Source organism: Cytobacillus sp. MT66 (genome assembly GCF_058792595.1).
The window spans coordinates 1-19,358 of record NZ_JBXAFB010000028.1 but is presented as its reverse complement, the minus strand read 5'-3'; the positions used below and the strand labels follow the sequence as shown (position 1 = coordinate 19,358).

The following is a 19,358-nucleotide window of genomic DNA, read 5'->3' as shown; positions in this document are numbered from 1 at the left end:
CCAACCTTTTCGCCATACTCTTTATTGTTGTTTGTATTGAGGTTCTTCTTGTTCGATTTGTTGAACACGTGGTTCAACATTATCAATAACGGATTGGGTTTGTGTAGCAGCATCTTGATAAAGTTGCTTAGCTTGTTGATTATCCGTACTGAGAGCAAATGTTTCAAAGCTAGCTTGAGCGCTTTTTAATCCAGCTAAAGCTGTTTTAACGTCATTTATGACTGTCATTAATATCACCTCCTATTCTTTGGACCTTATTTATAATGTTTGAAAATATAGATATTTATTCATTAAAAGTTTTAGAAATTGAAATATATTTTTATTATGTTTTGGGAAAAATACTTTTGGCAAGAAAAATTATTTAAGGGAGGGAGGATAGTACAATTTGGACAGTTGAACTTTTAAAAAACTAAAGTACAGATGTGTTTTACTATTCGAGGGGAATGTTTCTTTGAGAAGCATGGATTTTAAAAATGGAGTATTGATGCAGTTTGTATTTTTTCAATAAATATAAAAGAGAGGTAAACGGAGTATGTATAAGGACTTTCTTGAAACTATTTCAGGAGCAAAACCACGTGCAAGGTATAAGCAAATTAATAAAAATTTAAATCAGTATTTTTCCAATCCTATAATTCATAAAGAAATTCATGGTGAAAAAATATATGTTGCCTTGGATCTAGACAGAATCTGGAATAGGATTAATTAAAATTTAGTTAATAGAATCAATTTCATTATCCTTTTTTAAAAGGAACAGAGTTTCAGAATTTGTAATCCTATAAATTAATTATCCCTGAGTAATTAAGATAGTTAATTTTTCCCAAAAATTCATTTTTCCAAAATGTGCATCTACCCTTTGCCCTCAAAAATCCTCCCCTTCAACTATCTTTCTACTTTTTGATGATCATAATTTTATATATGTTCTACAAAAAATAGTCAATTACCTAAATTTCCCTCAACTAGTTTAATACCAGCTCCAATATAATCCAAGTCACCATAGAGAAGCAGTCATTACAAAAATCTCATGTCTGCCATCTAGTAAATAATGTTTCGATACACCATTATATTGGAAACTTTTGGCAAGGGTAATGCCTATTATCCAGTAGAATAAAAAAAGATTAAACGGAGAAAATAAATTTAGATTAAAACAATGGAAAGGGCGGTAATAATGAATCTTAAATGGTTAAGAATATTTACAGCAGTTTTTCTTTCTATCTTCCTGTTAATGGGGTGTAATAATGGAGATGAGGATAATAATCCACCACCTGAAGTGGATGTAGGTCCAGGGACAGAAGAACCAATTGAAGATCCTCAAGACGCGGCAGATACAGATATTATTGATGAAAATAATGTAAATACAGAAGAACCAATTGAAGATCCAATCGACGCAACAGATCCAGATACTATTGATGAATAAGTTTATACACCGTTTGTTCTCAAACGGTGTTCTTTATGTATCAAGATTCAAGGATGTTAATAAGAAATTTAATACTTATATTGCAGCATTTTCTAATAACAAATTTATAGAGGTGTCTCATGACAAAATTACGAAAGTCCTTATTGGTTACTGTTTCCGTACTTATTCTTCTATCCATAGGGTTATTATTCATAGTACCAAATACAAGAAACAAAGAGAATCCCGAAAATAAAACAGTTGCTGTCAAAAACAAATTTAATCCCCCTATAACCAATGTCCAAAATGTTGAAAACGAAAAAAATGTTCTTCAAATAAACAGCCTTTCCATGGGTCAAACCATCAAGAATCAATTAAAAAATGATCCTTCCGTTTTTCTAATTAAACACAATGAAAAAACTGAGAGTCATTATATTAAGAAAGAAGTAAACGTTACATTCAAGACTCTTCCCTCAACAAAGGAAATAAAAAGGATAACACAGGAGATAAATGGCACTATCATTAAAAAGCTAAATTCTACGATTGTTTTTCGTTCTAATACGCTTTCGACCAAGGAACTTATTGAATATTTTAACAGACAGGCTATGGTTGAATTTGCTGAACCCAATTATCTTTATCTGCAAAATCAAATTGGACTTCCTAATGATTTGCTGTATAGAGAACAATACCAATGGAACTTATCGGCAATTCAAGCAGAAGCAGGCTGGGATATCACAAAAGGGGATGAACATATTATTATTGCTGTTATAGACACTGGCGTTGATTTGGACCATCCTGATTTGAGAAGTCGATTAACAAATGGTTATAATGTACTGTTGAATAATAATTTCCCTGATGATGACAACGGGCATGGCACCCATGTATCAGGAATCATTGCATCGGAAACAAACAACCAAGAAGGCCTTGCTGGTGTCACCTGGTATAACAAAATAATGCCTATAAAAGCAATGGGTGCTGAAGGGTATGGGACGACCTTTGATATAGCAAAAGGGATTTTTTGGGCAGTGGATCATGGAGCCGATGTTATTAATATGAGTTTAGGCAATTATCAGTATTCTTCACTTTTAAAAGAGGCAATCGATTATGCATATAATAAAAATGTTGTCTTGATTGCTGCAGCAGGAAATGAAAATACTATGCAACCGAGCTATCCAGCTGCTTTTCCTAAGGTTCTAAGTGTCGCCGCCGTAAGTTACACAGGACAACGTGCCCCATTCTCAAATTATGGAGATTATATCGATGTTTCAGCTCCCGGAGTCCAAATTCCGAGCACCTATTTTAACCAGCAGTATGCGGTCCTTTCAGGCACTTCTATGGCTTCACCACATGTAGCAGGACTAGCAGCTCTTTTGCTTTCTGCAAACCCTAAATTAACTAACCAAGAAGTAATAGACATTATTAAGAATTCTACTTATGATTTAGGAATCCCTGGAACTGATAACGATTTCGGTAGTGGCTTAATTAATGTAAAAAATGGATTGGAAGCTGCCCTAAATCAATGATCACTCTATAAACCCCATTCAAGGCAAAAGGCAATGACCCCTTTTTGGACCGTTGCCTTTTGCCTTTAGTTGTTATAAAACACCCTACATGGTGTCCCCAAGTTTTTTCTTTCTAATTAATTTATAATAAGTAAATATTGAACTTTCAGTTAGTTCAGGGGTTCAGGTGAATATTTCGTTTATACTTGAGGACTATGTTTTTGAAATTAATAGGAAAATCAAAAGAAAAAAATTATTTACTTTGCCCCTGGTTGCACCGATTCTGGTACTGGGCCTACAAGTAAAAATTTTACTTTTAAAGGTTAAAAGCCACATCCTCCCGTTGAAAAATGCAACTCATTCAAAAAATAGTTGTTAACTTTTAATCACTCGTGATGGAATCAAAGATGGAGCCTATTTTACATTTGCTTTATTATTACTCATCAATTTGTTTTGAATTTTTACGAATAACTCCAATTCCCCAAAGGAGCAAGGGAATACCTATCATATTTATAGGGAGAACAAATGGAAGCCAATATTTTTCAAGATAAGAAACAGACGCTTCGTTATTATTAGGATAAATCAAAGAAAGTACTATTGAAGCTATTGCTACAAACCAAATAACCTTTCGCCAATCCTTTATATTTAGCCATTGAGCTATCCCATAACTAGATACGAATAAATAAATGGACAATTTTATAAATATACTGAAGATCCATATAACAGTCACAATTATTTCCAAGTTTTGCAGGAACTGCATAAGAGATATGTATCTCGCCATCTCAAAAAATGGATACCATAGTCTTGAAGACAAATTTGCTCCAAATACCATTAGAATTTCTAGCGTTGAAATAGTCACTAAAATAGATACAACTCCTACACCCCATACAGCCCAAGTTACTCCTTTTTTAGGTTCTTCTGTAAAAGAGAGTAGCATCATTATTAAAACAGACTCACCATAAAAAGATACAGGGATTAAACTTCCTTGTAAAATAGATTTTAATCCTGAGTCAGTATAAACGGGTAGAATCTTATCCCATTCTATATTATTAATATTAAGGATCAAAGTAATAATAACCATTAAAAATATCAACGGGCCCATGATTTCACTACACCGCCCAATGCCTTCAATCCCCCCTATGCAATTAACATAAATGACTAAAAGTAATAAAAGTACAATTAAAATAAACAATGGGGTTCTTGTAAATAAAGTCATTTGGATTATTTCTGATGATTGACGAAAAATAACTCCAATCACAGAAAGCCAATGGATAAAATATGGAATCACTATAATTCTCCCTAACCATTTCCCTAATATGCTTTGACTATACTGAATCAATGTTTGGTTTGGATAGAGAAGACTTAGTTTTCCAGCAATAAAGGTGATTCCTATTCCTGCCAACCCAGCAAAAACAAATGAGATCCAGGCGTCCTGCTTTGCTTCCTCAATTGCTGGTGATTGTGTCAGTAACAAAACCATTCCAATTTCTAGAGATGCAATCATCCAAAATATTTGATACTTGGAAATTTTCATTTCTGGATCTCACTTTCTTTCAAATGTAAAGGAGAACCAGTTACCCCAGTTCGCTCAATATGTATATCCACTTTAACTGTAATATCTGCATCTGAGAATTTCTTACTCCAATCCTTTTTCCATATTTTCCATTTCCGAGGGTATTTCTTATGAACGGATTGTCCAAAATCCAATATATCTGTTTTATATTCTTTTTGAACTTTTGTAATGGTACTTATCATATGATCTTGCAAATTCTTATTAAATGAACGTTCTATTATTTTAAGATTCTTCGGCTGCTTTAGGTCTAATGCTGTATTATTTTCACGAACCACCCCTGTTCCGGAAAGCTTTATATGAAATTGCACTTGATCATTTTGTATAATGGGTTGGATCTTACTTTGAAAATTCATACCCAGAATACTTACATTTCCTTCTTCCCCTAATAAATTTGTGTTTAAATAATGAGTATTTAACTTGTTAATAATCCACAATCTATCAACAGCCTCCCGATAGGACAAAAATCCAACCAACTCAAGATCCTGATTGAAAATAGCTCTCCCACCAAGACGAAAGGTCTCGGTATCCTTTTCTTTCTCCTGTTTCCCTTCTTTTTTAGAACTAATAATTTCAAGAATCGGTAATGTCGGACTAATTCCCTCTGAACTCGCACCTTCCAAAAAGTCCTTAAACGTAGTGCTTTCTGGTCCTGCTGTACTTTGGAACATTTTCATTGCAGCAGTAGAAGGCATATCTTCCATCTTGTACGGTACCTCCATAAAATCCAATGCATCACCGTTTTTTAAAACAAAAAAGTTCGTTCGTATGGGAAGTTCAGGCTCTCGACTGTATACATCAAGGATGTTCGATATCCCGTTTCTGGCTAAGCGTTCCCCAATTACAATAACCTTCTGATGGCTTGGAAAAACTTTCCTTGAGAGCTTTCTTTGCAAATTCTGAGTTACATCCAAAAGACTTTTCCCCGTCGCTGTTTCAACTATGTATCCTTTGCCTTGACCACTACTTTTCTCACCAATTTCCCCAGGAACAACAATCTGAGCACTGCCAATATATTCTCCATCTTCATTTTGGTCGAAACCCCACCCCAATATGATCGCCTGATCGTTAATTTCTCTTTCATCCCAGCATCCGGTAGTTAAAAACATACAAACTGGCATAATAAGACATATTTTTAATCTTTTGATCATCTCATCATTCGTTCCTTCCTTCAGGTTTTCGTCCGCTGCCCTTCAGGAATACGGGTTTTATCTTGACCAGCTACCCTTATAGGTCGGCGATGCATGCTCCATCTAGGTGCTCGTACCAAAACATCCTTTAGATATTTTGGGTTTTGCGGGGCAATCGGACTTAAATAGGGAACCCCAAAGGATTGAAGATGAACAAGATGAATAAGGATGGCAATCATTCCTAGAATAACTCCATAAAGACCAAACAATCCTGCTAGGATAAGTATAGGAAAGCGAAGGAGTCTGTATGCAGTGCCAAAATTATATCGCGGTACAGCAAATGAGGCTATTCCTGTGGCTGCTACCACAATAACCATGGGAGCAGAAATAATACCAGCTTGTACAGCAGCCTCCCCTATAACAAGCGCTCCTACAATACTAACAGCTGAACCAATTGTCTTTGGAAGTCGTATCCCAGCTTCACGTAAAGCTTCAAACATCAGCTCCATCATAAATGCTTCAAGCAACACTGGAAATGGGACATCCTCTCGTGCAGATGCTATACTTATTAACAAATTTGTTGGAATTAACTGTGGGTGAAAAGTTATTACTGCAACGTATATAGAGGGAAGCAGTAATGAAATATTAAATAAAATATAGCGAATCCAGCGAATAAAGGTTACATAAATAAACCGTTCATAGTAGTCTTCAGCGGCCTGCAACCCCGACCAAAAGGTCATGGGAACAATCAGAACAAATGGAGTATTGTCCACAAATATGGATACTTTCCCTTCCAGTAAACTACTGCAAACGATATCAGGGCGTTCGGTGTTTTGAACTTGCGGAAATGGAGAAAAAGGAAAATCTTCAACAAACTCTTCAATATAACCAGACTCGATAACTCCATCAATTTCAATCGACTCGAGTCTCTTTCGTACTTCCTCAATAACAGAATCACTTGCAATTTTTTCAATATATACAACTGCTACATCCGTTTTTGAAAGTTTGCCAATTGTAAATGACTCTATCTTCAATCTAGGACTCCTAATTCGTCTTCGGATTAAGCTTGTATTCACACGTAATGTTTCTGTAAACCCGTCTCTAGGACCACGTATGACGGTTTCGGAGGAAGGCTCTTCAATTGACCTTTTTTCAAAACCTTTTAAATCTGCAAGTAAAGCAGTTGTTTCTCCCTCGACTAGAATGGCGACATTTGCCGTTAATATACCATTAATTAATTCATTTACATTCTTGGTTGATTTTATTTGAGCAACCGCACGAAGCTGATTTTCAACAAATTCTTCAAATATAAATACTTCACATTTTTTTTCAGATGTCCTAACAGGATTTAACAAAATCTCATCGAGAGGTTTTGTGTCACATAAACCATCGATATAAACAAAAAGTAATTTTGTTTTATCGTTTATAGGTACAACACGAAACACAACATCGGAACATTGTTGAAAAATATTTCGCAAAAAACGTTCATTGGCTGAAAGGTCTGATCTTATTAATTTATCTGTTTCTTCATTTGAAAAAGAATCAATCATTTCTGAAAGCCTAACTTTTTTTCTTTTTCTTAAGTTTAGAGGTAATTTCATGAACAGTCATCTCCTCTCATGGTATAGTTTCCCAGAAAGGAGATGAATTATACTGGTTGATTTTATACATTCCAAGATACGGAAATCCCTATTTTCTGAAAAGGACATTTTATTTAACCTTATGATGGTAAAAGGCAAATAATCCCCAGCTTTTTGTCAGGATGGGGATTGAGTTAGTATATAGTTTATTTCATTAGGTTTCTTCCTATTAACAAGTTTTTATTGGTAACCTAACTTCAACCGTAGTACCTTCATTTTCTTTACTTTTTACTTCTATTGACCCGTTATGTTCCCGAATAATTCTAAAACATATCATTAAACCTAAACCAGTACCTTTTTCTTTATTACTATAGAACGGCTCACCTAATTTCTGAACTCTCTCCTCACTTATCCCAGTTCCATTATCAATTATTTTTATCAGGACATTTTTCCCTTCAATACTGCCTTGAATTTCTACAAACCCATTTTTAGGAATTGCTTCAATGCTATTTTTAATTATATTAATGAAAACTTGTTTTATTTGGTTGGTATCACTCATAATCTGAGGAAGATTTTGTTTATACTCTTGGAAAATTTCTACATTTTTTAAATTTGCTTCTGGTTTTAATAATGTCTCAACTTCTTTAAGTATCGTTCTAATATTAACCTTTTTTAATTGAATTTCTTTTGGTTTGGCAAGATTAATAAATTCCTCGAGAATTCCTTCAACTTGTTTTAACTCCTTGGAAATTACTTGGAAAAATTCTTTCTTCATGATTCCTTCCTCTAAAAGTTGAATGAATCCTTTTATTGAAGTTATAGGGTTTCTAATTTCATGTGCAATACCTGCAGCTAGTTGACCCACAACTGATAATTTCTCTGATTTTGAGAGGTGCTCTTCCATTTCCCTTTTTTCAGTAATGTCTCTCCCCACTACTATAAAATGTTCTGGATCGCCATTTTCTCCAAGGACTGGGGTACCTAGTCCTTCAATTAATAACGACTTCCCATCAACGTTAACAAACCGAGCTTCCATCCTTAATGGATTCATAGTATTTATTATTTTTTCAAATCCCATCATTACGCTTTGCCTGTCATCAGGATGTAGTAAATCAAACGATCTTTTACCTATATATGATTTTAATGGGTTACCCATTACTTTTCCAAGGGAAGGTGATGCATACTTTATCATTCCATTTATATCCAATAGCATTATTATGTCCGTCATGTTTTCAGAAATCAGCCGATATTTAGCTTCGCTTTCTTGCAAAGCTTTCTCTGCTTTTTTCCTTTTCGTTATATCTATACATGAGCCTATGACTTGTACTACTTTCCCCGCTTTTTTAATAGGCCGTAAAGTTGCAAGATAATAAATCCCATTTAGCTCTTCCTCATAAGTAACAAATTCTTCTCCTTGCCATGCCATCTTATAATAGGCAGTTTTATCGAGGGCAGTTGTATAAGGAAGAAAATCACTTAACTCTTTTCCTATCACTTGGGAAGGAGTCATTCCAAGACGGTATAATAATTCCCCGTCACATTGTGTATGAATAAATCGTTCATTAATTTTCTCATACTTAAATATCATACCTTGCTGCAAACGAATCGTATCGCGTAACTCTCTTTGGGCTGATTCCAATAATTCTTTCAATAACAATTGTTGATTTATATCTTTAGGGATTCCATGTTCTTCAACTATTTTTTCTATTTCAAACCATTTTTCTTCTAATTGGGATGCTGTTAAGGGCTTGCTTAAAAAATATCCTTGTCCTTCATCACATAAATGTTGTTGTAGAAAAACTAGTTGTTCTTTTGTTTCTATTCCTTCTGCCACTACAATCAAATTCAAATTATGAGCCATTGAGATAATGGTTTTAACTATGGTTTCATCATTTGGATTGTTTCGAAGTTCTTTAACGAAAGACCGGTCGATTTTTAATGTATCAACAGGAAAATTTTTCAAATAACTTAATGAACTGAAACCTGTACCAAAATCATCGATACTAACATGGACTCCAATCTTTTTAAGATATTGTAACATTAAAATTGTACGGTCAATATCAACTGTCATACTTTCAGTAATCTCAATTTCTAAAAAGTGTGGTTCTAATCCTGTTTTTTGAAGAATGGATTCAATGGTATCAATAATATTTGTCTGATTAAATTGAATAGCTGATAAATTGACGGAAACAACTGTTGAAAAACCTTGTTGTTGCCAATTTTTATTTTGTTTACAGGCAGCATTTAAAACCCATTCTCCAATAGGTAAAATTAATCCTGTCTCTTCAGCAATAGGTATAAATGTTTCTGGCGATACCATTCCCCATTCTGGGTGGTCCCAACGAAGTAATGCCTCAACACCCACAATTTTCCCCGTATTTAAATTGATTTTAGGTTGATAGTGAAGTAATAACTGATTATTTTCTATCGCCTTGAGGAGCTCTAACTCTAATTTTATAGCATCTACTCTTCCTTCACTCTCATCAAAGGAGTAGAACTTATATTTATTTCTACCCTCTTTTTTTGCCTGAAACATTGCATTTTCTGAACGTTTTATTAATAATTCTTCACTTTGCCCATCCTTAGGAAACTGGCTAACCCCAACGCTAATTGAAATTCTTATATCAAACCCATTTACACAAAATGGACTTGAAAAAGATTCAAATATTCGTTCAATCACAGATGAAATTTCATTATCATCAAGGTTTTCCAACGTTATAAGAAATTCATCTCCATAGTAACGAGCTATGAAACCAAATTGATTTATTTTTTTCTCAATTTGTCTTGAGATTTGTTTTAATACCAAATCACCTACTCCATGACCATATGTATCATTTACATTTTTAAAATTATTAATATCTATAAATAAAACAGCAAATGAACCACCAATAGATTGTGATTGTAACTTGCGTTTTAAGTATTTATTAAAATAAAAACGGTTCGGTAATTCTGTGATAACATCGTAATTAGCTAGGAAATTAATGTTTTGAAACTCTTTCTTTTTTTCTGTAATATCTCTAAAAAGTACAGACAAGCCTTCCTTAGAAGGAAATGCCCTTATTTCATACCATCTATTATTAAAAAGTTCTTCAAACTCTACAGGAACTTGTTCGGACAAAGCCCTTTTATATCGTAATACAAATTTATGCAAGTCACTGTGTGACAATACATCATAAATATATTGCCCAATCGCATTTTCTTGTTTAATTTGTAAGAGTTTTTCTGTAACATTATTTATATATTCAAATTTTAATTCATTATTTAACGAATAAAATGCATCGGATACTCGCTCTAAAATATCCTTTGTATTGGATATAGTACTCAATGGTGATCTCCTTTCGTTAGGACCTAAAAAAGGAACTAAATTATTCACTAATATTATATAGGTATTCCTGTTTCGACGGCCAATTTAATATAATACATCGATGTTCTTAAAACACCTTGAACTTTCATCCATTATTAATCTTTTTTTTAGAGTGTACCTAGCGAAATGGTATTTTTCACTCTACAACTAAAAGCACCCGTTCCTAATATAAGGTTAGCCCGATTTTTCTGGTTAACCTTTTTATATTTGGTCATATGATTACGGTAGTCGAGGTAGAACGTCGCACCCCTGGGACTCGATCCCGTTAACTAAACTGTTCACCCCCTACTTGCATAAGCATGTTTCAGGCTGTTGGGACAAGGATCCCGTTTAACAAGCGAGCCTATGACATTACAAGAAGCCTTAGGAGATACTGAGTTTAGGAGGAGAGAGTATACGAATCCGTCATTTGATAAAGTAAATACTTGTGAATTAGGGCAGAGTAAACACCAATCAGCATTTTAATTTTTATTTCTAAATTGGTTAAGATGCTTCAGAAACTGTTTCTCCTATTTCTATATGTCCTAAAGGAATACCCCACAGCCCTACATCTGCTATTTTCTGTAACAAAACTTGATTCTCTTCTTTCATAATAATTACAGGAACACCAGCTTTAAATTCATCATTTCTCTACATACAATAAACCTCCCTCTATAAATATTGATTTATCAACGGTTTACCCGTTGGTAGGGTGTCAAAACACGTTTTCTAACAAAATTTTTATATTATGTGAAACTCTTCCAATGTATGGGTATACTACGCGGTCATTACTGGATAATGTGGAAATTAGTGATTGAAAATTACGCGATGCACAATGGATCACTTATTTTCTGGTTTTGTCTCCTTGGTTACAAATTAGGGGTCAATTCTGCAGATTTGACACCCCGTATCATACCAAGAGGGCTCTTTTTGTACAAGTCCCCGAAAAAGCTTCTAACAGGAATGCTCCATTAATTATTAAAAAAAGGCCGAAAGGAAAGATTCAACGCATAGCAAATACGCTGAACCTTTCCCTCGGACCTTTTATGTCAATAGGTGCCTTTTACATTTGTAAAAGTTGTAGACCTCCATCACAGACCTAAATAAATAGCGTAACCTATCTGCAATTTTCCAGTTCATTTCATATTTTACAACTAATAATTAAAAAGTTAATTGGGTTCTTATAACCTGCTATTGTTTATTGAATAACTTAGAGCATCGAATCGCTTCCTTTTCTAAAGAGCGTAATTCTTGCTGATGAATCACGCCCTTAGTGAACAAACTATTATTAATTAATTTTTGTATCCCTTTTACACATACCAGAGGTATTTACTGTTAAGATATATTATTATTTAACAGCTTCTTTTAATTCTTGCCCGGCTTAAAAACAGGAATTAAAAGAAGTAGCAATTCTATTTCTTCACCGGTTTCGACCATTTCTACCTGAACGTTCCCGTACCTCAAACGTCCGGAAATCCAATTAATGGATTTTTTTCTCTTTCAGCAAGTGTGTTTGAAACCGTATTAAACAAGGCATCAACTGCCTTTGAAGCATCCTTCTGTGTTAGTTCAGCTTATGCTGATACAACTTTCACTAATTCTGTTTTATTCATTCTTTTACACCTCTATATTCTAAATTTACTATGTAACAAGAAAAATATAGCCCAATAAAGTAACATTAATCAATATTAACAACCTTAAAGGCACATGAGAGGGTGTCATGACTTGTGAACATGGTAAATACTAAAGAATTTTGCCCGTTTGTTTAGTGCGTCCACCCTCATTTTTTTTTACAGTTTGCTTATATTAAAGGAAACCATTTGATACATGTTTCATAATATTGATTTCCTTTAAAATGATGGTCACAATTTTGTTGAATCTTTTTAGCGTTTCTCCAAAAAAGCAAGGTGAGTTTTTAATTGATTGATCTCCTCCTCAATTATTTGGAACTTCAACGTAAACCTCCTAACAGCAAGAGTTATTGATATAATTTACCACCAGATTCCTTAAACTCTTCAGCTTTTTCCTTCATTCCTTTTTCTATTGCTTCTTTTGTATCGAGTTTATTTTCTTTCGCGTAATTACGAATATCTTGAGATATCCTCATGCTACAAAATTTCGGTCCACACATTGAGCAGAAATGTGCTATTTTTGCACCTTCTCCAGGTAACGTCTCATCATGATATTCTAAAGCACGTTCAGGATCCAATGATAAATTAAACTGATCTCTCCATCGAAATTCGAAACGAGCTTTTGATAAGGCATCATCTCTTTTGTGTGCACCTGGATGCCCTTTCGCTAAATCAGCAGCATGTGCAGCTATTTTATAAGTTATAACACCTTCACGGACATCATCTCGGTTTGGTAAACCTAAATGTTCTTTTGGTGTAACATAACATAGCATAGCTGTACCATACCAACCAATCATGGCTGCACCTATCGCAGATGTAATATGATCATAACCAGGAGCTATGTCAGTTGTAAGTGGCCCTAGAGTATAGAAAGGCGCTTCCTTACAAACCTCAAGTTGTTTGTCCATGTTTTCTTTAATAAGGTGCATAGGTACGTGACCTGGACCTTCAACCATTACCTGTACATCATGCGCCCAAGCAATTTTTGTTAGTTCACCAAGAGTTTCTAATTCCGCAAATTGTGCTTCATCATTAGCGTCAGCAATTGAACCAGGACGTAGACCATCTCCTAAAGAGAATGCAACATCATAAGTTTTCATAATCTCACAGATTTCTTCAAAATGAGTATATAAAAAGTTTTCTTTGTGGTGGTGAAGACACCATTGAGCCATAATAGATCCACCCCTGGATACAATACCTGTTAAACGTTTTGCAGTTAACGGAACATATCGCAAAAGAACACCAGCATGAATGGTGAAGTAATCCACGCCTTGCTCGGCTTGCTCAATCAAAGTATCACGGTAAACCTCCCATGTAAGGTCTTCGGCAACACCGTTTACTTTTTCAAGTGCTTGATAGATAGGAACGGTTCCTACAGGAACAGCTGAATTGCGAATAATCCATTCCCTTGTTGTATGAATGTTTTTACCTGTTGATAGGTCCATAATATTATCAGCACCCCAACGAGTGGCCCATGTCATTTTTTCGACCTCTTCTTCTATGGAGGATGTAACAGCAGAATTTCCAATATTTGCGTTGATTTTAACATGGAAATTACGTCCTATGATCATAGGCTCTGCCTCTGGATGGTTGATATTAGAAGGGATAATTGCTCGACCTCTTGCAACTTCTTCGCGTACAAATTCAGGTTTCATATTTTCCCTTAATGCGATAAATTCCATCTCAGGAGTGATGATGCCCTTCCTTGCATAATGAAGCTGTGTAACATTTCCACCTTTTTTTGCACGTAACGGTTTACGCTTTAAACCCGGAAACACATTATGATTAGCTCGAGGGTCATTCTCATCCTTATATCCATTGTCTTCAGCCTTAACTTCTCTACCTTCATATTCCTCAACATCCCCTCGTTCATGAATCCATGTGCTTCGAAGAGGAGGAAGACCTTTTGTAATATCAACTGAATATTTAGTATCCGTATAAGGTCCGCTTGTATCATAGACCCGAACTGGTAGATTTTCTTCTTCACCAAAGGCGCCCGTTGTAGGACTTAGTTCAATTTCACGCATTGGTACCTTGATATCGGGTCTTGAGCCTTCAACATAAACTTTTTTACTACCTAAAAAACTAGACATGATGGAAATGTTTTTTTCGTTTAATGAAGTTCTTGACATAGAGTAAATCTCTCCCTTTTTTATAATTAAAGAGGACGAGATCTAGACAATAAAAGAGGAATTAAAGAAATGAATTAAATAAAAAAAGCCGAATCCAAAAAGGATGGACCGGCTTTGTATGTGGAAATTTATTTAATACATGATTATTTTTTCTAACTTCCCCACGCTAGTATGAGCTAGATCAGGTCCAAAGGGTCAAGAAACTTTAACGTGTTTCTCTCTCAGCCCAACTTATTGGACTCCCCTAGTTATTTCTATTCAATTTGGTTTTAGTATACACGAGTTTTAAGTAAAATAAAAGGACCAATAAAAAATATAAAAACCATTTGATTAAGAGACGGACAGCAATTGGTTCTATTGGTAATATGAATTAAACAATAAACATTTTAATTTTTTACAAGAGAGGGAAATAAGGTTTACTTAAGAAGAAAATGAAACGAAATTCCTTAGTTTAAAGGTTGAAAGTCTAAAAGAATCTCCTTTAACTATATGTATAACTTGAGGGGGTCCACATATATTAGGATGAAATTTAATTCCTTTTTCTACCGTACAAATTATAATGGTAGAACTCTTCTTCTGTTAAATTCTCTGTGTATCTACAGGGCGGTCAATAAAAGAAAGCTTGAATAAATAAAAAATAAGGATCGATCTTCAAGCTTATAGGATTACTTTGCGGTCTAGAGAAGAACCCTGTCACTAAGGCTTTTTGAAGGGTATAAAAATTGGCAAACCCATTATTTAATTATTTCAACCGTATGCTCCTCATGCTCATGTAGGCGATCATCATTTTGCACATGGATAGTTATTATGTAAATACCAGCTTCTCTAAATGAATAAGAACCAGTGTATTCGCCTGAATCAGCTTCTTCTGTTTCTACCCAATCATGCTTGTCTGCATTACTTTCATGATAGATCTCATAACGGACATTCGCATTTTCAAGCGGTTCATGATCAATCTGTAAGTTTACAGTCAAATTAGTTGGTTGATTCATCTTGATATCTTCCGGCTTCAGAAAATGCATACTAAATCCTTCGGCATGACTGCCGTGTTCATGACCTTCAGCTTGGTCTTGGTGCCCTTCCTCATGAGCAGCAGTAGCGCCTTCACCGATTGTAATTTGTTTTTTCGGCATGGTGTGCATATCTTTTGCTGTTGTGTGTGCATATATTTCATAAACCCCATCACGGTCAAATGCTACTTCAGCTGTATATGTTCCATCGTCATTATTATTCGCTTCTATCGTAGTACTTTCATCTTCCTTGCCCATTTCCCAGTATTCAAATTTCACTTCTTTGGCATCTTTCACTTTTTCTTCACCATAATTAACAATGGCCTTAAGTTTAACCTTTTCATTTACTTCTGCCTTTTCAGGAAGCACAAATTCAACTTCGATGATCTTTGGTTCTTCAGATGCCTGCTTTTGCTCATTTTTATCTGTGTTACCACATGCAGATAAAAGGCCTAAAACTAAAATTAGCAGCAGCATTCCAATTTTTCTTCTCATTTAAGTTCCTCCATCTATTCTTAGATTCGTCATTATTATAGAACTTTTTTAAGGTCATCTATGATAACATCAACTACCTCAGCCTCTATCCCACTGTAAGATTTAATAATTTTCCCTTCTGGGTTTACTAAAAAGAAGCTAATTCCATGTGTTACTTGGTCAGTTCCTGCAGGCGGCGCTGCCAAAAGGGATTGAAATGAGTCTATCGACAGGTCTCTAATGGTGTTAAAATCATAACCAGTTAAAAAGGTCCAATTGCTTAAATCAGCCTCATACCCTTCCGCATACTCTTTTAATACCTCCGGGGTATCACGGTCTGGGTCGACGGTGAACGAGATGAGCTGAGCATCTAATTTTTCCTCTTTCATCTTATCTTGAAGTTTGGACATGTTGAATGTCATTGGCAGGCAAACGGTTTCACAATTTGTAAAGATAAAATCGGCTATCCACCAATTCCCTTTCAAGTCTTCTGATGATAATGAGTTATTATCCTGTGTTGTAAATTCAAATTCCTTTACTTGCTTGGACATATTTGTTTCAATTTCACTGCCGCACCCAACTAACAAAAGGGTAAGAACAATGACCAAGGATTTTAAGTATTTCAATATAATATCCTCCTTCCTAATTGCTTAGATCTACGAGAAAGAATTTGTGTACGGGTTGTTACTTATAGATATTCCTTACTCTCTTTCGGCAATCTTCATTAACTATGTTTGCTGCAGCACCCCGTACGACTTTGCATTTTCTGATAAATCACTTCCATGGCATCCTGTAATCCATAGATTTTTCCTCCAAAACCTTTAACAAACTTTTCGGCATGTTCTCGATTTTCAAATGTCAATACTTGGGGCTGACAACATGCAACGTTAAGAGTGGTATCGATAACGTACCAAGTTAATGGAGCGCTAATCGTTGTATGCATAAAAAAATCATGGCATATTGCCTGTAGCACTTCTTCACCTAATTGGCGGTGTCTAAGCAGGCCACAATGAGCACAACAAGCTGTTTCAATCCTATCGTCTGATAGGATTAATCGATAAGCCATTTTAGGATTATTTGGTCTTTGACAGTAAATACAATGACTTTGTCTCGATAAAGAATGGGTATTCTTTTCAACAAGTGAAATGCCGCCAAACGTCTTGGAAATAAGGCCTTCTTCCAATAAAGGCTTAATATCCCGATAAATCGTCATTTCTGAAACGTTAAATTGTTTACTTAGGTCGCCAATTTTCAATGTTTTTTTCGTTTGAATCAATAGTTTAATTTGTCTTTGCCTTTCAATCGGAAGCATTTTTCATATCCCTTCGTTAGATTATGATAATTTCCAATAAAAAATAACAATCTACAACACCTATTCTACCAGCTTCATCCTGATTCTAAATAACAGTAATAGATAAAAGTATGAAAGATTTGTGACTTATTGTTATAAACCACATAATCAAACATAATTATATAAAGTTAATAACAAAATAGTGAAGGGTTCAAACTGGAGGAGGATTACATGTATATTGATGTTTTACTTAAAGATCAATTAATGTGGAATACTTCACTGTTAGCTGGCCTGACATGCATCGCTGTTTTATATTCATTATTAGTCCATCGTTGGACAGAACAAAAAATTTATCATAAACAACCACTGTTCTTTTTCTTTAGTTTAGGCTTGTTATATTTAACCATCGGCAGTCCTTTAACCACGATAAGTCATCTCTCGTTCAGTTTACACATGATCCAAATGAGTATTTTATATTTTGTTGTTCCGCCTATTCTTTTAATGGGGATTCCCAGCACCTTATTTCATAGATTTTTAAAAATCCCGACGGTTAACAAAATAAAGAAATGGTTTTTGCCTCCAAGGATTGCCTTAATGGTTTTTGCGGTATTGTTCTTGATATACCATTTACCGGTTGTTCTAAACATTTTTTCGCAAGACTCCTTTATTCATAGTGTATATATATTTTTGCTATTGCTTTTGTCTTTTAGCATGTGGTGGCCAATTGTGTCACCTGACCCAAGGCAACGACTCTATCTGTCGGAAAAAAAGCGTTATATATTCTTAAGTGGAGTTCTATTAATGCCTGCTTGTTTATTGTTCGTTTTTAGTGCCTTAACAGATGGAATAAACAACCCCTTCCTTACACAATTAACAGCTCATCTTTGCACACCCTCTCAGTCTATTTCCTTAAATATCCTTCCTCCTCCATTTAATACAAAATATGATCAAGTAACTGCAGGATTCATTATGTTGGGGATTCATAAAATTACTTTAATGGTGACATCGCGGCTTGGGACAGAGGCATCGGACACTCAAATTAAATATGAAAGAACGTCTGGCAAAACTCAGCCCCTCGTGAATAACAAAGAAACTTCCTAGGTATTATTAGGAAGTTTCTTTGTTTATATATTAATTGAAAAAAGAGTTGTCAAAGTAAATATTGTATATTATATTTAGATTCATACAATATTTAGTATTTTTATGTGAATATTAACACTAAATATAGATAACAACCAATAAAAATGGTGTCTGAATAGACTTAATAGGGAATCTGGTGGAAGTCCAGAACTGTACCCGCAACTGTAAATGCTGACGAAATAAGTAGATCCACTGTCTTTGGATGGGAAGGGCTTAGAGTAGAATGAAGCATGAGTCAGGAGACCTGCCATTTTTTATTACGTATTATCTTCTTCGGGAGTTGGGAAGGTATAACGGCGGTATTCTTACTATTACAGTGGATTTGTGCTGTTTTATGGATTATTCGACGTTATTAAACCCATCATCTTTGATGGGTTTTTTTGTTGTTTGAATGAATTTATAAACCTAGGACTCTCGAAGATCTACTATTTTACTTGAAGAAATGAGGAATTTGGTTTGAAAGAAAAAGTACCCGCAAGTATTTCAAGAACCATCCAAACAAAGCTTGTTTTACCGCCCCATACAAATCATATGGGAACCATCTTCGGGGGAACCGTTCTATCCTACATTGATGAAATAGCAGCGATTACCGCAATGAAACACAGTAAAAGGGTAGTTGTTACAGCCTCGATTGATACTGTTAATTTTTTATCATCTGCTAGGGTAGGAGATATTTTAATTTTGGAAGGGGTTGTAGTATCAACGGGCAGAACATCAATGGAAGTATATGTAAAAGTAGAGTGTCAGAATTTAGAAACGGGTGAAAAGACGATAACCACAACCGCCTTTCTTACAATGGTTGCAGTGGATAGTGACGGGAAACCAACGCCTGTTAGCGGTGTTGAACCGGAAACAGAAGAAGAAAAAAATCTATTTCTTAGTGCGCAAAAGAGGAAAGAGACACGGTTAAGAATAAACGAGTATTCGGGGGAGAAATGTATATGATTACTTATCATTATGAGAAGAATTCTGTCATATCCGCAATAGAAAAAGCTTCTGAAAAATATAATCTCGACATGTCTGATTTTTACGAAAAAATATCTGGGATGGAAAAAGAAACATTATATGACCAATCACTTATTTATGCTCTAAATCAAATTTCAATGGAGGAACCGAACTGGACCTTCCTAGCAGCAAATTTATATTTAAATGAACTATATTATAA

The 19,358-nt window shown here is 34.8% G+C and carries 14 protein-coding genes, 2 pseudogenes and 2 riboswitches; of the genes and pseudogenes, 5 read left to right on the top strand and 11 right to left on the bottom strand.

Features of this window, described 5'->3' with window-relative positions; genetic code table 11:
* Window positions 1-21 precede the first annotated feature (21 nt).
* Window positions 22-228 carry a DUF1657 domain-containing protein gene (locus AC1Q59_RS24165; protein ID WP_160549936.1) on the bottom strand — a complete coding sequence of 69 codons (207 nt, stop codon included), beginning with the start codon at window positions 226-228 and terminating at the stop codon, window positions 22-24.
* A gap of 937 nt (window positions 229-1,165) precedes the next feature.
* On the opposite strand from AC1Q59_RS24165, the gene AC1Q59_RS24160 reads away from it, so the two are divergent.
* Window positions 1,166-1,414 carry a hypothetical protein gene (locus AC1Q59_RS24160; RefSeq protein WP_492368424.1) on the top strand — a complete coding sequence of 83 codons (249 nt, stop codon included), beginning with the start codon at window positions 1,166-1,168 and terminating at the stop codon, window positions 1,412-1,414.
* A 119-nt stretch (window positions 1,415-1,533) separates the two neighbouring features.
* Entirely contained in the window at window positions 1,534-2,913 is a 1,380-nt protein-coding gene (locus AC1Q59_RS24155; RefSeq protein ID WP_492368423.1) for a S8 family peptidase, read from the top strand.
* A gap of 415 nt (window positions 2,914-3,328) precedes the next feature.
* On the opposite strand, the gene AC1Q59_RS24150 is transcribed toward AC1Q59_RS24155, so the two are convergent.
* The 10 genes and pseudogenes from AC1Q59_RS24150 to AC1Q59_RS24105 all read right to left on the bottom strand — a co-directional run bounded on the left by AC1Q59_RS24150 (window position 3,329) and on the right by AC1Q59_RS24105 (window position 17,074).
* The gene (locus tag AC1Q59_RS24150) at window positions 3,329-4,426 is read right to left on the bottom strand and encodes a GerAB/ArcD/ProY family transporter (protein WP_492368422.1); all 1,098 of its coding nucleotides are present in this window, start codon (window positions 4,424-4,426) and stop codon (window positions 3,329-3,331) included.
* Complete coding sequence (locus AC1Q59_RS24145; RefSeq protein ID WP_492368421.1) at window positions 4,423-5,613, bottom strand: Ger(x)C family spore germination protein; 1,191 nt, start codon at window positions 5,611-5,613, stop codon at window positions 4,423-4,425. Before AC1Q59_RS24145 ends, AC1Q59_RS24150 begins: the two co-directional genes overlap by 4 nt.
* 20 nt (window positions 5,614-5,633) lie before the next feature.
* A complete protein-coding gene (locus tag AC1Q59_RS24140) occupies window positions 5,634-7,193 on the bottom strand; it encodes a spore germination protein (RefSeq protein ID WP_492368420.1) in 1,560 nt (519 codons plus the stop codon).
* Between the two features lie 208 nt (window positions 7,194-7,401).
* A complete protein-coding gene (locus AC1Q59_RS24135; protein ID WP_492368419.1) occupies window positions 7,402-10,497 on the bottom strand; it encodes an EAL domain-containing protein in 3,096 nt (1,031 codons plus the stop codon).
* A gap of 431 nt (window positions 10,498-10,928) precedes the next feature.
* A pseudogene (locus tag AC1Q59_RS24130) lies at window positions 10,929-11,127 on the bottom strand (NUDIX hydrolase); the annotation flags it as partial.
* 736 nt (window positions 11,128-11,863) lie between these two features.
* Window positions 11,864-12,128: pseudogene (locus AC1Q59_RS24125) on the bottom strand (HU family DNA-binding protein).
* 365 nt (window positions 12,129-12,493) lie between these two features.
* Entirely contained in the window at window positions 12,494-14,278 is a 1,785-nt protein-coding gene (thiC, locus tag AC1Q59_RS24120) for a phosphomethylpyrimidine synthase ThiC (protein ID WP_492368418.1), read from the bottom strand.
* 141 nt (window positions 14,279-14,419) lie between these two features.
* Window positions 14,420-14,534, bottom strand: a riboswitch (TPP riboswitch).
* Window positions 14,535-15,012: 478 nt separating this feature from the next.
* A complete protein-coding gene (locus tag AC1Q59_RS24115) occupies window positions 15,013-15,783 on the bottom strand; it encodes a FixH family protein (RefSeq protein ID WP_492368417.1) in 771 nt (256 codons plus the stop codon).
* Between the two features lie 35 nt (window positions 15,784-15,818).
* A complete protein-coding gene (locus tag AC1Q59_RS24110; protein WP_492368416.1) occupies window positions 15,819-16,388 on the bottom strand; it encodes an SCO family protein in 570 nt (189 codons plus the stop codon).
* 98 nt (window positions 16,389-16,486) lie between these two features.
* The gene (locus AC1Q59_RS24105; protein WP_492368415.1) at window positions 16,487-17,074 is read right to left on the bottom strand and encodes a DeoR family transcriptional regulator; all 588 of its coding nucleotides are present in this window, start codon (window positions 17,072-17,074) and stop codon (window positions 16,487-16,489) included.
* A 210-nt stretch (window positions 17,075-17,284) separates the two neighbouring features.
* Between AC1Q59_RS24105 and AC1Q59_RS24100 the strand changes: the two genes are divergently transcribed.
* The 3 genes from AC1Q59_RS24100 to AC1Q59_RS24090 all read left to right on the top strand — a co-directional run.
* On the top strand, window positions 17,285-18,154 hold the full coding sequence (locus AC1Q59_RS24100; protein ID WP_492368414.1) for a cytochrome c oxidase assembly protein: 870 nt from the start codon (window positions 17,285-17,287) through the stop codon (window positions 18,152-18,154).
* 128 nt (window positions 18,155-18,282) lie between these two features.
* A riboswitch (cobalamin riboswitch) is annotated at window positions 18,283-18,459 on the top strand.
* A 190-nt stretch (window positions 18,460-18,649) separates the two neighbouring features.
* Complete coding sequence (locus AC1Q59_RS24095; protein ID WP_492368413.1) at window positions 18,650-19,138, top strand: acyl-CoA thioesterase; 489 nt, start codon at window positions 18,650-18,652, stop codon at window positions 19,136-19,138.
* A partial coding sequence (locus AC1Q59_RS24090; RefSeq protein WP_492368412.1) for a hypothetical protein occupies window positions 19,135-19,358 on the top strand: 224 nt, incomplete at its 3' end. The genes AC1Q59_RS24095 and AC1Q59_RS24090, both read left to right, overlap by 4 nt.

Coding starts and splice junctions, on each gene's coding strand:
- AC1Q59_RS24165 (WP_160549936.1), bottom strand. CDS start 228: ATGACAGTCATAAATGACGTTAAAACAGCTTTAGCTGGATTAAAAAGC.
- AC1Q59_RS24160 (WP_492368424.1), top strand. CDS start 1,166: ATGAATCTTAAATGGTTAAGAATATTTACAGCAGTTTTTCTTTCTATC.
- AC1Q59_RS24155 (WP_492368423.1), top strand. CDS start 1,534: ATGACAAAATTACGAAAGTCCTTATTGGTTACTGTTTCCGTACTTATT.
- AC1Q59_RS24150 (WP_492368422.1), bottom strand. CDS start 4,426: ATGAAAATTTCCAAGTATCAAATATTTTGGATGATTGCATCTCTAGAA.
- AC1Q59_RS24145 (WP_492368421.1), bottom strand. CDS start 5,613: ATGATCAAAAGATTAAAAATATGTCTTATTATGCCAGTTTGTATGTTT.
- AC1Q59_RS24140 (WP_492368420.1), bottom strand. CDS start 7,193: ATGAAATTACCTCTAAACTTAAGAAAAAGAAAAAAAGTTAGGCTTTCA.
- thiC (WP_492368418.1), bottom strand. CDS start 14,278: ATGTCAAGAACTTCATTAAACGAAAAAAACATTTCCATCATGTCTAGT.
- AC1Q59_RS24115 (WP_492368417.1), bottom strand. CDS start 15,783: ATGAGAAGAAAAATTGGAATGCTGCTGCTAATTTTAGTTTTAGGCCTT.
- AC1Q59_RS24105 (WP_492368415.1), bottom strand. CDS start 17,074: ATGCTTCCGATTGAAAGGCAAAGACAAATTAAACTATTGATTCAAACG.
- AC1Q59_RS24100 (WP_492368414.1), top strand. CDS start 17,285: ATGTATATTGATGTTTTACTTAAAGATCAATTAATGTGGAATACTTCA.